Origin of the sequence: Chryseobacterium taiwanense, assembly GCF_000813825.1 — a bacterium.
Taxonomy (GTDB): Bacteria; Bacteroidota; Bacteroidia; order Flavobacteriales; family Weeksellaceae; genus Chryseobacterium; species Chryseobacterium taiwanense.
The window spans coordinates 145,953-164,047 of the sequence record NZ_JWTA01000002.1 but is presented as its reverse complement, the minus strand read 5'-3'; the positions used below and the strand labels follow the sequence as shown (position 1 = coordinate 164,047).

Sequence of the window (18,095 nt, the reverse complement as noted above, 5' to 3'; positions counted from 1 at the left end):
GACCGTTCGCACAACCTCAATCTCCTCCAAAAACACCCCATCATGCGAAATCACCACCAAAGTTCCATGATACTCCTTAATAGAATTCGTCAGAATTTCCACATTTTGGAGGTGTAAATTGTTCGCTGGTTTATCAAATATAATTATATAGTATTCCATATCTTTGATTAGCATCTAAATAAGCTCTTAATGTCAGTATCCCAAACCACAGCCTACCTCTCATCAAAAATAAACAATGAGTCAAAGCTTTTTTACACTCTGTTTTCTCCTGAAACGACAAAAGCAACTCTGCTTATTGTTCACGGCATGCAGGAACACAGCGAAAGATATGCAGAGATTGCAGAATATTTTGCAGCTCATGGGATTGCTGTATTGACATATGATCATTTAGGACATGGAAAATCGATAAAAGAGAAAAAGGATATGGGTTTTTTCCAACTTGAAAAACCTGATGAAAGACTTATTGCAGATTCAGAAATGATGGCTAATCATCTTGCAGAGCAGTTTCCGGATGTTCCGCATTTTATCTTGGGACATTCTATGGGATCCTTTATCACCCGCTGTCTTCTTCAAAAGGCAAGTAACAAATTTTCAGGAGCAATCATTACAGGAACTGGCGGACCTTTATCTGGAATAAATATTTTGATAGCCTATTTATCATTGGCTAATGCTATCTCACCCCGTCATCGTACTTTTTTAAATTCTGTTTTTACAAGTGTCAATAACCGACATTTTAAAAAGGATAAAGATTTCAGTAAAACCAGTTGGCTAAGTATCAATCCTGAAAACAAAAAAGCTTTTGAACAGGATGAGCTTTGCGGAATTCCTTTCACCAATAATGCTTTTTATACTTTATTTACCATTTATAAAAAAGCTACCGCAAGAAACTGGGCTTCTTCTATTGCTAAGTCATTTCCTTTTTTATTCATAAGCGGACAGAATGATCCAATTGGTGATTTTGGTAAAGGAGTGATGCATACTGTCAACAATTTAAAAGCTGATGGTTTTCAAAATGTAGAGGTAAAAATCTATCCCGAAATGCGTCATGAGATTTTAAATGAGAAAATACGAGAAGAAGTCCTGAATGAAATTTATGGCTGGATTTTAAAAAGAAACATCTTTTTAGAAAATAAAACAAAATCCCAGATATAATCATCCAGGATCTTTATTATGATAATTTTAGGCTCTTAAAGGCCGTTCTTACTTTCCTTTTGAATATAAGCACCATCCTCTAAACTAGTTTTACTTCCCGATCTATCTTAATCTCCTCCAAAAACACTTCATCATGCGAAATCACCACCAAAGTTCCATGATAATCCTTAATAGAATTCGTGAGAATTTCCACATTTTGAAGGTCTAAATTATTCGTCGGTTCATCGAGTATCATCATATGGGGAGCTTTATTGCTGATTGAAAGTCCGCACAGTAGCAATCGCAATCGTTCTCCACCACTCAGAACATCGCATTTTTTGTCCCAGGTTTCCTTTCCGAATAAAAATCTTGACAATAAGGTTTTCACTTCAGATTCCTGTAATGCATTGTCGTTGAATTGTTGAGCAAAATCATAAATCGTTGCCTGTTTATCAATCAAAGAATATTCCTGATCAATATAAATCGGCTGAAAATCCGACCTCGAAATTGTTCCGACAGAAGGCTGTAAATCTCCTAACAACAGCTTTATTAAAGTTGTTTTTCCTGAACCATTTGAACCTTTAATCGAAATTCTGTCACCACTTCGGATTTCAAGATTGAAGTTTTCTTTCCAAAGATTTTCTTCATCATACTTAAAATTAATTTCCTCCGCCGAAATCAAAATTTTCCCCGAATGTAAATTCGAATCATTAAAATTCACTTTCATCTGATCCGCATGTCTTACCGACGAACGCAAATCCCGCAAATCACCGGAAATATCATTGATTTTCTCAGCATGAACAGACTTTAATTTTGAAGAATTTTTCTCGGCATTATTCCGTAATGTATTCATCATAATTCTCGCGACACCCGATTTTTCCTGCTTACCTTTTCCTCGCGCATCGAGTTTTTGCTTTCGTTCGATCGTTTCTCGTTCCTTTTCTTTCGCTTTTTTCAGCGCCCGTTCTTTAGAATGAATATCGTTTTGCAAAGATTCATTTTCAATCTCTTTTTGCTCGGCATAAAAGTCATAATTTCCTCCATACGCTGAAATTCCCTGATTACTCAGTTCAAAAATTGTATCGACCAAATTCAGCAAAGTACGATCATGACTGACAATCACAACGGTTGAAATCGTTTTTTCAATAAAATCATACAAGAGATTTCTACCTTCCGGATCGAGATGATTCGTCGGTTCGTCCAGTAAAATAATTTCAGGCTGGTTGATTTGAATTCCTGCAAGAAAAACTTTTGTTTTTTGTCCGCCACTCAGACTTTTTAATTTTTGGTTTAAATCTAAATTTTCGAGTTTCCAGTATTGTAACGCCTGTTGACAACGTTCTTCGATGTCCCAATCGTCATTCAATGTTTCAAAATAAATTTCATCCACTTCCCCACTCGTAATTTTTTGAAGAGATTCTAGTTTTTTATCAATTTTCAAACATTCGGCAATCGTTAAATCATTAAAATTGCCAAACATCTGTGGAACATAAAACAAATCACCTTGAATATTAATATTACCTTCCAAAGGTTCAATTTCATTCGTCATGATTTTCAGTAAGGTAGATTTTCCCATGCCGTTACTTCCGACCAAAGCCGATTTTGAGTGAGTTTGTATCGTTAAGTTGATAGAATTAAATAGCAGATTTCCCGCTGGAAACCCAAAGGATATATTGTGTAAAAAAAACATAATTTCTTTCTGTAATTAAAATTAAAACTGCAATAACTTTGGTTGTTATTGTTTATAAAATCTGAAAGAAATTGTATCCTACATCCTGATATTTTGGGTTTTGTGAATTGCAAAGATAGGGAAATTTATTTTTTGAAGCTTTTTCCCGCTTTCCGTTACAATCTTTTTTTCAAAAAGGATTTTCTCTACAATCGGGGCTAGGATTTTAGTAATTCTTTTCAAAGTTTGAGATCATTGCAAAGTTTGTCATTCCGTGGGAATCTCGACTTATTATTAGAAACATAATTATTATAAATCTGTGTTTAGATTCCTACGGAATGATAAACTCCATGAAAGTTGTGATATAAAAAAATTGAAAATAAAACCACCCCGTCAAAAATTTCTTTGAAATTTTCGCCACCCCTCCAAAGGATGGGAATTTTAGCAACGTTGTCATTGCGAGGAACGAAGTGACGAAACAATCTCATAAAATTATTCCAAAGAATATTTTAGAATAGATTTTTCGCTACGCATCGGCAAGAATAACACAGAGGACGACAGTTATAGAGATATTTTGAAAATATTTATGGAGATTCATATTTAAACAACAACACAGATTATCAAAGTCTTAAATCCAATAAAATATTTTCATCAAAAATCCGTAACTTTGCAGCCTACTAAAAATTTTTATGGAGAGTATTAAAGTTCACGACAAAACTTTTGTTCCTTATTTGAAGGATGCCGAGATTCAGGAGATTGTAAAAGCTACGGCTTTAAAAATTTATGAAGATTATAAGGATGAAGTTCCTGTTTTTATTGGGGTTTTGAACGGAGTAATCATGTTCTTTTCAGACCTTTTGAAACATTATCCGGGAGAATGTGAAATTGCTTTCATCCAAATGAGTTCTTATGTAGGAACTGAGTCTACAGGAATTGTTTACCAGAAAATGGAATTAACGAAAGACGTAAAAGACCGTCATATTATTCTTGTAGAAGATATTGTAGACACTGGAAATACTGTTGAAAGTCTTTTCAAATATTTTAAGGAAACTCAGCGTCCGAAATCTGTAAAACTAGCTTCTTTCCTATTGAAACCGGAAGTGTATAAGAAAGATTTCAAACTGGATTATATTGGAAAAGAGATTCCAAACAAATTTGTTTTAGGCTACGGATTGGATTACGATGAATTAGGTAGAAACTTATCGAATTTATACCAATTAGAAGACGGACAAATCAACCATTAAACGCTGTTGGCTATTAGCTGATAGCTTTTAGCTTAAAAAGTAAAATAAAGAAATACATTTAATAATAACTTAAAAAAGCTGAAAGCAAACTCAAATGCTGATTGCCTAAGCGAAACAACATTATGATAAACATTGTTCTGTTCGGCCCTCCAGGAAGTGGAAAAGGAACTCAAGCTCAAAACTTAATCGAGAAATTCAATTTAAAGCAAATCTCAACAGGTGATCTTTTCAGATTCAACATGAAAAATGATACTGAACTTGGGAAACTAGCAAAATCTTACATCGATAAAGGAGAATTGGTTCCGGATCAGGTAACAACAGATATGCTGATTGACGAAATCAGAAAACCGACCGATGCTGCAGGATTTATTTTCGACGGATATCCAAGAACTGCTGTTCAGACAGAGGCTTTGGAAAAAATCGTAAAAGAGGAATTAAATGATGAGATAGACGTTTGTCTTTCTTTGGTAGTGGAAGATACTATTTTGGTTGAAAGACTATTAAAAAGAGGAGAAATCAGCGGAAGATCTGATGACAGCAATGTAGAAATCATTGAAAACAGAATAAAAGAATACTACGCAAAAACAGCTGAAGTAGCCGAGCTTTACAAACAACAAGGTAAGTATGTAGAGATCAACGGTGTTGGAGACATCAACGAAATCTCTGAAAAGCTTTTCGCTGAAGTAGAAAAAGTAAAATAGTTAAAAGTTATGGGTGATGAGTTATAAGTTTTTAAAATTCATACTCATAATTCATAACTCATAACTCATAATTATAAGAAATGTCAAATTTTGTAGATTACGTAAAGATTCATTGTAAAAGCGGTCATGGAGGTGCAGGTTCTGCGCATCTTCGCCGTGAAAAGTATATTCCTAAAGGTGGTCCCGATGGTGGAGACGGAGGTCGTGGAGGACACATCATTATGAAAGGAAATGGCAATGAATGGACTTTACTGCCCCTTCGTTATACCCGTCACGTAAAAGCTGAACGTGGTGAAAACGGAGGTAAAAACCAATTAACAGGAGCTTACGGAGCAGATGTTTACATCGAAGTTCCCATCGGGACTATCGCTAAAAATGAAGACGGTGAAATCATCGGTGAAATTATGGAAGATGGTCAGGAAATCATCCTGATGGAAGGAGGAATGGGTGGAAAAGGAAATGAGTATTTCAAATCTTCTACCAACCAAACGCCTAGATTTGCACAACCGGGAATGGACGGACAGGAAGGTTATGTCGTTTTCGAACTTAAAATTTTAGCTGATGTAGGTCTTGTTGGTTTCCCTAATGCTGGAAAATCTACTTTATTAGCGTCTGTTTCTGCTGCAAAACCAAAAATTGCCAATTACGCATTTACCACTTTAACTCCAAACCTAGGAATCGTTGATTACAGAAATTATAAATCTTTTGTAATGGCAGATATTCCGGGAATTATTGAAGGCGCCGCAGAAGGTAAAGGTTTAGGACACAGATTCTTAAGACATATTGAAAGAAATTCAATTCTATTATTTTTAATTCCTGCGGATTCTGAAGATCATTTCCAGGAGTTTAAAATTTTGGAAAACGAGCTGAAAGAATATAATCCTGAATTATTGGATAAAGATTTTATCGTTTCTGTTTCAAAGGCCGATCTTTTGGATGATGAACTGAAAAAAGAAATCTCTGCCGAATTCCCTGAAAATAAACAGCCTTTGTTTTTCTCAGGAGTTACAGGTGAAGGTCTTGTGGAATTAAAGGATGCGATCTGGAAACAATTGCATGGATAGAAAACCAGATACTTAAATAAAATACAAAAGGAGAAACAGTATGTTTCTCCTTTTTTACTCTAAAATTTAAAGTGAATTTATTTTTTAATAAATTTCTTAGTGGTTCTTCCTTCTTTTGTTTCAATAGTAATGATATAAGATCCTGCAGGAAGATTTCTTACATCTACTTTATTATCACGAAGAGTTACATTCATATTTTTCCCTGAAATATCATTAACATTTACATTTTCTACTTTCAAATCAGTTTTAATTGTAAGAAGATCAGAAACAGGATTAGGATAGATGTCTATATTTTTCATCTGTAATCTTTGTTTTCTTTCCTCTTGATCCAACATTAAAACCATTCTTTTTTGATTAGGATTTGACTGTTTAAGCATCGTTCTGTGACCTTCTAAATCTAATGACGGAATTAACTGAGGTAATCCTGATTCAGTATTTCCTGTACCGCCTAAATATATTGCATTCAGATCATATCCAATACCCGGTCCAAATACATCTGGCTTTAGTATCTGAGCTAAATACAATTGAAAATTCTTGCTGAAATAAATATCATCTTTTGCATTTCTCTGGATAGCCATACCCGTACCTGAAGAATAAGGCTGAGGATTATCATAGACCATCATATAATTAACTGATGTACCAAATGAATTATTTAAATCAACAGCATAAAGGTCATGAGCTCCTAAAAAAAGTACAGAAGCATCTCTATTAAACTCAGCCGAATAGGTTCTTAATGCATTTGCTTCCAGATAAAAATCTGGAGCAATCTCACCTGTTGCAGCGTTAAAAGAATATACCTGGTTGGTAAAATAATTATCCGGCAAAGTGAAGCCGGCATAAGTATCTGCCCATGGAGAAATACATATATAATGGGTATAATTACTATAATAAACTTTTGGAGAGGCTTTTATAGCATAATGATTACCACTTATCGGGAGATTAAGATTACTGATCACAGGATTTCCATTATCAAAGCCATTAGCATCAAGACGATAAGCAAATAACCTTTTATCATTCGGAATTAATACCCAATATGAAACTCCATCTGTATTAGGAACAATAGTTATCGCTTCAGAAGTAAACAGATTACCTGCATCATCCAACACAGGAATTTGCTTAAATCGGTATAATACTTCTCCAAGAGGGTTTCCATTAGTCCCAATATTCCCCAGACTCATATCAACAATTGAATAATTGATTCGATAAGTAGATGTTACAATACCACCTACTCCAGTTGTAAATACATAATACTGGTTATCATTTGCTGGATTTTTCACAATCGCAAGTTGTTGAGCCGTATCCATATAGGAAACCAGATTTCCATTAGTCATTATCTGATTATCCCTGTTCCAGATACTTTCAGGACTCATATAAAAAAGTAGATTTCCATTGCTATCACTTACAGAACCACAAGCTTCCATAGTTTCCATAGCACTGTTAGTTATAGCTGCAGGCGTAGAATTCGAAAAGTTGACTGCCGCTTTATTTCCAAAATACCAATTATCGTTTTCTCCTTGAGCAAAAAGCAGACTTGTTCCTAAGTTTAAAAAAAGGAATAAAAAAATATTTTTTGTGTTCATAAATTTTTCATTTTTAATTACTGATTATTAAGTTTTTTCTAATTAAACTCACATTGAGCATTTACATATACATCTGAGAAGACAGAGAAATTCCGGAAGGAATGAAGGTTTGTATTGGAACAGCAGAATGCCTCCAATGAAGTAATGGTTTCTTTCATAAAATACTGTTAATTTGATTGCCTCAAAAATAGCTTTAGTCGTATTATTATAATTACATAATTTTTACTATTTATTACATAATTATTTCACATAATGAAGAATTGATTATTTATTAATAAATTAAAAACAATTTCTCTCATTTAATTTTTTGGAACAATTCTTGAAAGAAAACTTTTTAAATTTTAAACTATGAAATATTTATTCACCTTTCTCACTGCAGCATTACTTTTGTTCTCATGCACAGCTCAAAAAAACACTTCAAAATATTCAACTATAGAATATGAAGCAGGTGCATGTTTTGGATCTTGTCCTATATTTAAAATCACCATAAACCCTGATCGAACAGCAGTGTTGGAAGCGGAACATTTTAATTTTTCTAAAGAGTTTTCAAAAGCTGAGTTTTCAAAACCAAGAGAAGGAACTTTTAAAGCGACTATCAAAGAAGAGGATTATAAAAAACTCACAGTATTACTTGACAATTTAGATGTAAAAAATCTTGATGATAAATATGGAAACAGAAATGTAACTGATATGGCAACTTCATACCTTAGAGTAAATTTCGCAGATGGAGCTTCTAAACAAGTAGAAGACTATGGGAAGAAAGGAACTGAAAAACTCATTGAAGTGTACAAGTTTTTTGAAGATCTGAGACACAACCAACAATGGACAAAAGTGAAATAACCCACTTAAAAATATTTAAGCTACCTTTGCAAAATATAATTCCTTCATTTTGAAGGAATTTTTATTTAAACTAAAAATAATTCATTTGAATTTTACAGATCTAAATTTAATAGAACCTATTGCAAAAGCAATTGAGGAACAAGGATATACCAACCCTACTCCGATTCAGGAAAGATCAATTCCTGAAATATTGAAGGGGAGAGATTTTTTGGGATGCGCACAAACGGGAACAGGAAAAACAGCGGCTTTTTCTATTCCAATTTTACAAAATTTAACCAAAAAAGATTTACGAAATAATAAAAGTATAAAAGCGTTAATTCTTACTCCCACAAGAGAATTGGCAATCCAAATCGAGGAAAATATCAAAGCGTACGGAAAACATCTTCCATTGAAGCATTTGGTGATTTTCGGAGGGGTAAAACAAGGAAATCAGGAAGCAGCCTTGAGAAAAGGCGTTGATATTTTAGTAGCCACTCCGGGAAGATTATTAGATTTTATCGCTCAGGGAATCATCAGCTTAAAAAATCTTGAAATTTTCGTTTTAGACGAAGCTGACAGAATGCTTGATATGGGTTTTGTACATGATGTAAAGAGAATTATTAAACTTTTGCCACCAAGAAGACAGACTTTATTTTTCTCTGCAACCATGCCTTCTGAAATTCAGAAGTTGGCAGATTCTATCTTGAACAATCCTGTAAAAGTGGAAGTTACACCAGTTTCTTCAACAGCAGAAACGATCAAACAATCTGTTTACTTTGTTGAAAAAGAGAACAAATTAAATCTTTTAACACACATTTTAAAGAACGATATTTCCGATTCTGTGCTGGTTTTTGCAAGAACTAAACATGGTGCAGATAAAATCGCGAGAAAACTTCAAGGTGACAATATTACGACTGAAGCTATTCATGGAAATAAGTCTCAAAATGCCCGTCAAAATGCTTTAAATAATTTCAAGTCCGGAAAAACCAGAGTCTTGATTGCAACCGATATTGCTGCAAGAGGAATTGATATTGACGAACTGAAATATGTAGTGAATTTCGAGCTTTCTGACGTTTCCGAGACCTATGTTCACAGAATCGGAAGAACAGGAAGAGCGGGTGCAGAAGGAACTTCTATTTCGTTTGTAGATGGTTTGGATTTACTAAATCTAAAAAATACTGAAAAATTGATTGGAATGAAAATCCCGATTGTAAAGGATCACCCATTCCATACAGATAATTTGGTTGCCCAGAAGAGAGATTCGAATAATAAACCGGTTGCAGCAGGAAGTGGAAGACCACAAAATTCTAACAATTCTTCTTCAAGACCTAATAAAAACAAGAAGAAACCAAGCTCTCCGACTGCTTCAGTAGGATTTAAAAAGCCTAAGAATAAGAATTTCACCAGAAAGAAATAAATAAAAAGCCTTCCAAATTGGAAGGCTTTTTTATGTATATAATTAAATTTCTGATTCAATTTTTGCTTTCCTATCTAAAAGAAAACATGAGCTGATAATACAAAATGGCAATGCAGCTGCTAAATAGGTAATATTAAAAAAATTGTAACTGCTTCCTCGGATTCCCTGTTCAATAAGATGAGCTCCCATTAAACAGAAAATAATAATGGTCGATAAATAAAAAATCTGTTGAATATTCTTTACATACAAAGAAAAAATGACTGTTAAAACAAGGAAAAACAATACGACAAAAGTATTTGACTGACCTTGCATCTGCAGTGGATTATACTGCAATATATACTCAAAATCTTCAGCCGGTAAAAGAACAGATAGTAGCAAAGCTCCCGCAACTATTAAAAAAGTGACAGAAAATTTGATCTTATTCTCCCAATTGGTATCGAGAAAAGGTTTAAATAAAAATAATATTAGGGGAATAACAACAACACTTCTTGTAAGGCATATGATACCTAAGATCACTCCTAATAAAATAGGTTTTTTAAAATAATCTCCCTCAAACTTCCTATGCCAAAATATGATAACAGCTGAAGTAATAATAAATGAAGAAATAAAATCACTTTTGCAGACAGCTTCATAAATAAATGATAAAGAAGCTACTAACAGCAAAATTCCAAAAAACCGGATATTATTATTATTTTTGAATTCTTTAATGATAGCAAAACTGAATAACACCAAACTTGCAGCCTGCATATATCCCACATTTCCTAAAAACTTAAAAACGACTAATAACAGAAGCTGTCCGGGCAAATACGAAGGAATATTTCCCATGAAATTTTTAGTAGCATAAATATATTTCCCATGCAGCCAATAATCTAAGGAATACTCTATCGTCTGCCATCTATCAATCTTTAGCTGAAAAGGATCTTTAACCAAATGTGATAGTACCACATAAAAAATCCCACTAAAAAGAATGAATAAATAAATAATTCGTTTAGTTATTTTGAACCTTTTAATAAAGAAATTATAGCCTTCAAAAATTAGAAGGTGAAAAACACAAAACAGTACTATTAAAATTAACACAGGAACTTTATCCTGTCTTATTCCATATTTAATCAAAAATAAAGCATTAATAATAAAATATATAAAGAACATTATATATTTCATTGTCGTTTCTTTTTCAAAAAAATCAAATACTTTATTAATCATTCACTTTCTATTTATTGAATAATTTTTTCGCGTTCTCGGTAGTAATCCTGTCAATCTCAGAAAAATCTACTTTATAAATATCCACTAATTTTCCGGCAACCAGATCAAGATATGAACTTTCATTTCTCTTTCCTCGGTGCGGAACCGGTGCTAAGTACGGAGAATCTGTTTCCAGAACAATTTTATTTAAAGGAATTTCACTCAAAAATTGATCAATTTTGCCATTCTTAAATGTTACGACTCCACCAATTCCTAAAATAAAGTTTAGATCAATAGCATGTTTTGCCTGTTCCAGATTCCCTGAGAAACAATGGAAAATCCCTCTCAATTTTGGATGCTTTTTTCTTTCCAATACCTCAAAAGTCTCATCAAAACTTTCTCTGGTATGAATAACAATCGGCAAATCCATTTCGATGGCCCAGTCAATTTGCTGTTCAAAAGCTTTTACCTGAATATCCAAAGTCGTTTTATCCCAATACAAGTCGATTCCAATCTCTCCGATGGCTGGAAAAGCTCTCTGATCAAGATAATTTTTTACAATCTCAAGTTCTTTTTCCCAAGATTCCGGTTTTACATAACAAGGATGTAATCCCATCATGGAAAAAATCTTGTTAGGATATTCCGCTTCCAACTGAAGCATTTTTTCATGCGATTCAGAATCTATTGCAGGAAGATAAAATTCAGTAATTCCTTTATCTATAGCTCTCTGAATGGCTTCTTTTCTGTCTTCATCAAATTCTTCTGCGTATAAATGTGTATGTGTATCAATCATTGTTTTTAAAATTTTAATAGATCTTCATAAGGATTTTCAAGCCCCATCAACATTCCGAAAGCGGGTTCCGTTTTGATTCCTTTTTTCTTTAATTCTATTATTTTTTGTCTAAATTCTTCTCCTTTCTCCTGTATTATTTTGTGTTCAGCAATCATATGACGGTAAGCATTTTGCTCAATGGTCGGTTTATTTTGTCCGAAAATTTCGATGGGAAATTCTTCTAATATAAAATTCAAAATAATACATTTTTCTCCCTTAATAATAGGAGTCTCAACCTTTACATCAATTTCGTTGGGAATTAATTTATTAAAAGTCATTTCTTCAAGAAAATCCTCTTCAAACCTTAAATCGACTTCACAAATAATATCCAAATCACTTCCTTCAATATCAATTTCAATAGGAATTGTTCCGGCTAAAAGTGGTGAATAATTACTTAACTTTTCGAATATTTTATACTTTAAAAGAACTTCATAAGCTCTTTTTTGTCTCTCATTTCCTTCTTTTAAATAATCGATGGCGGTGAAATCAATCATTGGGAAAGATTTGATGTTTCACTTTTTCTCTTTGGATTTCAATTCTCTGGTTTAATTTTTCTTTAAACTCAATATATTTAGGATCTTTTTCGTCATCTGTTCTGTGCTCCAACGCTTTACAAATCTTAAAATTTTCTTTGATAAAGTGTTTCGCTTTTTCAGAGAAATAAGCTCCGCCGAATTTTTCAAAAATATAATTAACCGCCTGATTGTTAGGATGAATCATATCTTCTTTATAAAAACGGTAATCACGAAGATCATCCATTAAAATTTCATAAACAGGAAGATAATGACAGTTATCAAATTGCGGAATTATTTCGTGAATTGCCGAGATCAATTTTGATTTACTCAACTGATTTTCAACCATTCCATCTTTGGTATGACGAACCGGAGAAACGGTAAACAAAATCTGAACATCATCTTTACAGATATCATTTAAATTTAAAACGGTATGGTGAATAGAATCCGTAATTTCCTGATGGGTAAGTAATCTTTTTTCAAAGAATTTTTGCGGAATTTTATGGCAATTGGCTACCAGTTTTTGTTTCGGAAGAAACTCATAAATAAATGAGGTTCCGTACGTGATGATAATCCAGTTGGAATTCTGAAGAAAAGAATTTCCTTCTTCAATTTTATTATTGATTTTATTCAGTGTCTGATGAATATATCTCTTATCGAAACTTGTATGATGATCTAAAGAGATAAATTCGTCGTTAAAAGTAATTAATTCCTCTTCTTCATAAAATCCGGCATCATGTAATCTTTTGATGGCGTAATTAATCGAAAAGGGGTTAAAAATAGTTCCAAATGGATTGTTGATCGTCTGTAATTGACCTTGAGCAAGCAAATCTGACATTTCGGAAGCAAAACAGGAACCTATTGAAAATATTTTATCTTCAACCTCGATCTTCTTCTTCGATTCTTTAATATCAACTTCTGTCCTGAATTTCATTCACTACATTTGAAAATTTGAGAATGTGCCAATTTGAAAATTAAAAACGTCTACTCTTTTCATTTTCAAATTTTCAAATTGACTAATTATCAAATTATGATTCTCTTCTCAATAAATAATTTGCCAGTTCAGCAAACGGCTTTTTCTTTTCTTCCGGAATATCGATTTTCTGAAGATAGCTTTGTCCGATTTCGTTATGCTTTTCAATCAAACGCAATGCTTTTTCGTCCACTTTTGTTCTTCTGAAAATCTTTTCTACTCCGTATACTTTATCAATATTATCGGTCTTTTTAGAATACCAGTAATCAAGCTCCTTTCTTTCTTCTTCTGTTGCGTGTTCTCTCGCCATTAGATAAAGAACCGTCTTTTTATTTTCGTAAATATCTCCGGCATGTTTTTTACCAAACTGCGCCTGATCTCCGAATACATCCAAATAATCATCCATGATCTGGAATGCGATTCCTATGTGTTTTCCGAAATTGAAAATCGCTTTAGCATCTTTAAAATTAGCTTTTGCGATCATGGCTCCGATTTCGAATGAAGAAGCACTTAAAACTCCTGTTTTATAAGTAATCATTCTGATGTAATCATCAAAAGTTACATTCTCCTGAGTTTCAAAATTGATGTCATATTGCTGACCTTCGCATAAAAGTAAACCAGTGTGGGTAAAGATTCTGACACAAGCTTTGAAAATTTCAGGTTCAAGGTCTTCGAAAAACTTATATGCCTTCAACATCAATCCGTCTCCTGAAAGAATTCCCGTATTAATTCCATGCAACGTATGAATGGTAGGTTTATTTCTTCTCAAAGGAGCTTCATCCATAATATCATCATGAATCAGCGTGAAGTTATGGAAAAACTCGATTGCCAAAGCAGGCTTAATTGCTTCTTTCAAATCACCTCCAAATAGATCACACGCCATTAATACCATAATCGGACGAAGACGTTTTCCACCATGTGAAATGATGTAGTTCATCGGGTCATATAATTCTGCAGGCTTATCTTTGAAAGTATACTTTTGAATAGCATCAGCAACAAGCTGTTGGTATCTGTCTAAAAATTCCATAAATTCTAATAGTTTGAACAAAAATACGATTTTTCAGGGCTTTATAAAACAAAAAACTTTGCCCAAATGAGCAAAGTTTAATTATATTTTTAAATCTTTAATCTAAGATAAACATGTTACCACCAGATAAGTAATTCCGGCAACAATTGCCGAGATTGGAATGGTTAACACCCAAGCCCAAAGTAAGCTTACCGTAATTCCCCATCTTACAGCAGAAATTCTTTTCGTTAATCCTACCCCGATGATAGATCCTGTAATCGTATGTGTTGTAGAAACAGGAATACCAAAGTGATCTGTAATGAATAACGTAATGGCACCTGCAGTTTCAGCACTTACTCCTTCTAGAGAAGTTACTTTCGTAATTTTAGTACCCATTGTTTTGATGATCTTCCAACCACCACTCATTGTTCCTAAAGCAATCGCGATGAACGAAACCAACGGAACCCAGATATAATGAGAAGCAAAATAATCGAAACGGTCAGCAGAAGCAATATTTAAATATTGAGCATCCTGAAGCATATTTACGTGATAATAAATCACTGCTGCCCCAATAATACCCATTACTTTCTGAGCATCATTTAATCCGTGTCCTAAGCTGAACAACGCTGAAGATGCCAACTGTAATCTCTTGAAAGATTTATCTGCTTTATGTGGGTTTGATCTTTTATAAAGGTGAACGATAATTAAAGTAATAATGATCGAAATAATCATCCCGATAATCGGCGCCATGAAAATGAATAAGAAAATAGGGATTACTTTATCAAATTTCACAACACTCTGATGCGTAACCTGACTAAAAGCTTCTTTAATAGTATCCCACATTCCTAAATCTGGTTGTGCAGCCGCAACAGCATGATAATCCATCATAAAAGCATGCATTAAAGCTGCTCCAAGGAAACCACCAATTAATGTATGTGAAGATGAAGAAGGAATACCAAACCACCAAGTTAAAAGGTTCCAGGCGATTGCCGCAACAAGACCTGAAAAGATAACTTCAAGGGTGATAAAATTCTCATTAACTGTTTTGGCAATTGTATTACCAATCTTAAATTCTCCAATGATATAAGCAGCGATAAAGAAAGCCGCAAAGTTCCAAAGTGCTGCCCAAAGTACAGCCTGGAAGGGAGTTAAAACTTTTGTAGAAACAATAGTCGCAATTGAATTGGCAGCATCATGAAAACCATTGATGTAATCGAAGATTAAAGCCAACGCAATAATAACTATAAGTAAAATCGGAAATTCCATTGTTTAATTATAATTATTAATTAAGCGTATTTAATCATGATGTTCTCAATCGTGTTGGCAACATCTTCTGCTTTATCAGTTACGATTTCAAGATAATTAAGTACAGATGAAACTTTGATAATATTGATTGCATCGTTTGTTTCGAACAATTCTACCATAGAATTTGACAACAAATCATCAGCAATGTTTTCAATAGAGTTTACTTTGATACAAGCTTCTTTTACCTGCTCCATATTTTTGAACCCTTTAAGGTTTTTCATCGCATTCTGAATTTCAAGACATGCTTTGTGGATCAGTAAAGAGAAATCTGAATACGCCTTCATTTCCGGCGACTTGTAAAGGAAAATATATTTTGTAGAAGCGTAGATATAATCTGCGATATCGTCTAATCCTGTTGCTAACGTGTGGATGTCTTCTCTATCGAATGGCGTAATGAAGTTTTTCCCCAATTCTACGAAGATCTCGTGAGTAAGCTCATCATTTTTGTGTTCATAATCGCTCATCTTTTTCAACATAGAATCGTCGTTAAGATCGAAGTCTTTGATTCCGTGGTTGAATTCCTCAGACATTGCTACAAGGTTTTCTGTTACTTTTTCGAAAAGCACAAAGAAGATTTTATCTTTTGGTTGAAAAGCGTGGAAAATATTACCAATTCCCATTTTTAAGTTTTTATAATTCGTGTGCAAATTTCTTAAAAAACCGCCTTACCTGAAAGAGTATAACATTAAGTTTTGTTAACATTGGGTTAACATATAATTATCAAATAAAAAAACCGGCTTGTAGCCGGTTCCTATATTATTTTTAGGTGATTAGTTAGCTTCTTCAGCTCTCATATCTTTACCTCTAAATTTCATGCTCGAAATATTATTCAAAAGATCTCCTTTGAACGATTTTTCAACTTCAAAGAAAGAGAATTTCTCTAAAATTTCAATATCTCCGATTTCAGCTCTTTTTTTGCTTTTTCCGTTCGATGTTGCTTTGTTGATGATATCCAACACATCCAATTTCTTCAATTGATCTTTTTTACCCAAATTGAAGAAGAATCTTACCATGTTTTCATCTCTTCTTCTTGGCTTCCCTCCACGTTCACCACGGTCTCTTCCTCTGTCATTTCTATCTCCTCTGTCGCGGTCTCTTCCTCTGTCTCTGTCACGGTCTCTTCTAGATCCTCTGTCATCGTCTCTGTTGTTCAGCTTCTGCTCAATAAGATCATGTCTGTCTTTGTAATAAAGAGCAAGATCTTTCAACTGGAACTGAAGTAACTTGTGAACCAATTCTTCTTTTGTGAATGCCGATAAATCAGGGATTAAAGCATCATCAAATTCAAAGAAATCTTCGTGTACTTCAAAAAGACTTTCAAAAACGCCACCAACCTGAGCTTTGATCACTTCTTCTCCCGTAGGAATTTTAGCTTCATTGATCTCAATTTTGGTAACTGATTTTATTTGTTTTAGTTTTCTGCTTTCTTCAGGCTTAATTAAAGTAATTGAAACCCCGTCTTTTCCTGCTCTACCCGTTCTACCACTTCTGTGAACGAATACTTCCGGATCATCAGGTAAAGAGTAATGAATAACGTGAGTCAGTGAATTCACATCCAAACCTCTAGCTGCAACATCTGTTGCTACCAAGATATCGATATTCTTCAATCTGAACTTCTTCATTACCGTATCTCTCTGCGCCTGAGAAAGGTCACCATGAAGTGCATCTGCTGCATATCCGTTCTGCATTAAGAAATCAGCAACTTCCTGGGTTTCCATTCTTGTTCTACAGAAGATAATTGAATACTGATTCGGGTTTGAATCAATTAATCTTTTAAGAGCTTCTTTTTTCTGACGGTAACCAGCTACATAATATTCGTGCTTGATGTTCTTCTTAACTTCGTTAATAGAACCAACAGAAATTCTGTGAGGTTTTGTCAAATAATTTTTAGAAATTCTCTCTACTTCTTTGCTCATCGTCGCCGAGAATAAGAAAGTTTGTTTTGTTTCAGGAGTTTCGCTCAAAATTGTTTCCAATTCGTCTTTGAAACCCATTGAAAGCATTTCATCAGCTTCGTCTAAAACCAACCAATGAATTGCAGAAAAATCTAATGCTTTTCTGTTAATTAAGTCGATCACTCTTCCCGGAGTTCCTACAATGATTTGTGGCTTATCCTTCAAAGATCTGATCTGTTCCATAATACTACTTCCACCATAAACCGCAGTAGTTTTGATGTCTTTCATATATTTAGAATAATTCTTTATGTCTTTTGTAATCTGAAGACATAATTCTCGTGTCGGACAAAGCACCAATAATTGGATTTTGCGACTCGTATCGTCAATCATATCCAAAATCGGAAGCGAAAATGCTGCTGTTTTGCCTGTCCCCGTCTGCGCAAGTGCGATCAAGTCGCGAATATCTGAAAGAATAAAAGGGATAGTCTGTTTTTGGATTTCTGTCGGGCTTTCGTAGCCCAGTTCGCCAATTGCCTTAAGAATGTCAGGACTTAAATTGGTTTCCGTAAATAAATTCATTAAATATTTATAAAATTTTTGCAAAGATACAATAAATTTTTGACTTGTTTTTGAACAAAGTGTTAAATAAGTAAACTTAAATTCAGAATCCTTTAACATTTTTTTATTTTTTAGAAAATTTACCGCAAAAAAACAGACCCTGTGTTAAAAACCTGTCAAACATCATTTTTTTTTATTAAATTCGAA

General features: G+C 33.7%; 16 protein-coding genes. 6 read left to right on the top strand and 10 right to left on the bottom strand.

Annotation, left to right across the window (positions count from 1 at the left end; translation table 11 throughout):
- Nucleotides 1–189 precede the first annotated feature (189 nt).
- Complete coding sequence (locus RM51_RS02680) at nt 190–1,152, top strand: alpha/beta fold hydrolase (protein ID WP_039364837.1); 963 nt, start codon at nt 190–192, stop codon at nt 1,150–1,152.
- A gap of 79 nt (nt 1,153–1,231) precedes the next feature.
- Here the strand turns inward: RM51_RS02680 and RM51_RS02675 are convergent, their stop codons facing one another.
- Complete coding sequence (locus RM51_RS02675) at nt 1,232–2,821, bottom strand: ABC-F family ATP-binding cassette domain-containing protein (protein ID WP_039364835.1); 1,590 nt, start codon at nt 2,819–2,821, stop codon at nt 1,232–1,234.
- A gap of 668 nt (nt 2,822–3,489) precedes the next feature.
- On the opposite strand from RM51_RS02675, the gene RM51_RS02670 reads away from it, so the two are divergent.
- The 3 genes from RM51_RS02670 to obgE all read left to right on the top strand — a co-directional run bounded on the left by RM51_RS02670 (nt 3,490) and on the right by obgE (nt 5,809).
- Nucleotides 3,490–4,044, top strand: coding sequence for a phosphoribosyltransferase (locus RM51_RS02670; protein WP_039364833.1), 555 nt, complete (start codon nt 3,490–3,492; stop codon nt 4,042–4,044).
- Nucleotides 4,045–4,166: 122 nt separating this feature from the next.
- On the top strand, nt 4,167–4,745 hold the full coding sequence (locus RM51_RS02665; RefSeq protein WP_039364831.1) for an adenylate kinase: 579 nt from the start codon (nt 4,167–4,169) through the stop codon (nt 4,743–4,745).
- Nucleotides 4,746–4,825: 80 nt separating this feature from the next.
- Nucleotides 4,826–5,809, top strand: coding sequence for a GTPase ObgE (gene obgE, locus RM51_RS02660; protein ID WP_039364829.1), 984 nt, complete (start codon nt 4,826–4,828; stop codon nt 5,807–5,809).
- A gap of 77 nt (nt 5,810–5,886) precedes the next feature.
- Here obgE and RM51_RS02655 read toward each other — a convergent pair whose 3' ends face one another.
- Nucleotides 5,887–7,389, bottom strand: a complete 1,503-nt coding sequence (locus RM51_RS02655; protein ID WP_039364828.1) for a T9SS type A sorting domain-containing protein — start codon at nt 7,387–7,389, stop codon at nt 5,887–5,889.
- A gap of 348 nt (nt 7,390–7,737) precedes the next feature.
- Here RM51_RS02655 and RM51_RS02650 point away from each other — a divergent pair, with 348 nt between their 5' ends.
- Both RM51_RS02650 and RM51_RS02645 read left to right on the top strand, forming a co-directional pair.
- Nucleotides 7,738–8,229, top strand: coding sequence for a DUF6438 domain-containing protein (locus RM51_RS02650; RefSeq protein ID WP_039364827.1), 492 nt, complete (start codon nt 7,738–7,740; stop codon nt 8,227–8,229).
- Nucleotides 8,230–8,314: 85 nt separating this feature from the next.
- Entirely contained in the window at nt 8,315–9,625 is a 1,311-nt protein-coding gene (locus tag RM51_RS02645) for a DEAD/DEAH box helicase (protein WP_039364888.1), read from the top strand.
- Nucleotides 9,626–9,667: 42 nt separating this feature from the next.
- Here RM51_RS02645 and RM51_RS02640 read toward each other — a convergent pair whose 3' ends face one another.
- From RM51_RS02640 to RM51_RS02605, 8 genes are all read right to left on the bottom strand, one after another.
- The gene (locus RM51_RS02640) at nt 9,668–10,570 is read right to left on the bottom strand and encodes a hypothetical protein (protein WP_165584978.1); all 903 of its coding nucleotides are present in this window, start codon (nt 10,568–10,570) and stop codon (nt 9,668–9,670) included.
- A 265-nt stretch (nt 10,571–10,835) separates the two neighbouring features.
- Nucleotides 10,836–11,600: a TatD family hydrolase gene (locus RM51_RS02635; RefSeq protein ID WP_039364823.1), complete on the bottom strand. Its 765-nt coding sequence runs from the start codon at nt 11,598–11,600 to the stop codon at nt 10,836–10,838.
- Nucleotides 11,601–11,605: 5 nt separating this feature from the next.
- Nucleotides 11,606–12,133, bottom strand: coding sequence for a DUF4269 domain-containing protein (locus RM51_RS02630; RefSeq protein WP_039364821.1), 528 nt, complete (start codon nt 12,131–12,133; stop codon nt 11,606–11,608).
- Nucleotides 12,126–13,085: a GSCFA domain-containing protein gene (locus RM51_RS02625; protein WP_039364819.1), complete on the bottom strand. Its 960-nt coding sequence runs from the start codon at nt 13,083–13,085 to the stop codon at nt 12,126–12,128. Before RM51_RS02625 ends, RM51_RS02630 begins: the two co-directional genes overlap by 8 nt.
- Before the next feature lie 94 nt (nt 13,086–13,179).
- Nucleotides 13,180–14,151, bottom strand: coding sequence for a polyprenyl synthetase family protein (locus RM51_RS02620; protein ID WP_039364817.1), 972 nt, complete (start codon nt 14,149–14,151; stop codon nt 13,180–13,182).
- Between the two features lie 102 nt (nt 14,152–14,253).
- Nucleotides 14,254–15,396 carry an inorganic phosphate transporter gene (locus RM51_RS02615; RefSeq protein WP_039364815.1) on the bottom strand — a complete coding sequence of 381 codons (1,143 nt, stop codon included), beginning with the start codon at nt 15,394–15,396 and terminating at the stop codon, nt 14,254–14,256.
- A gap of 20 nt (nt 15,397–15,416) precedes the next feature.
- Nucleotides 15,417–16,055, bottom strand: a complete 639-nt coding sequence (locus tag RM51_RS02610) for a DUF47 domain-containing protein (RefSeq protein ID WP_039364813.1) — start codon at nt 16,053–16,055, stop codon at nt 15,417–15,419.
- A 150-nt stretch (nt 16,056–16,205) separates the two neighbouring features.
- Nucleotides 16,206–17,909, bottom strand: a complete 1,704-nt coding sequence (locus RM51_RS02605; protein WP_039364886.1) for a DEAD/DEAH box helicase — start codon at nt 17,907–17,909, stop codon at nt 16,206–16,208.
- Nucleotides 17,910–18,095 lie beyond the last annotated feature (186 nt).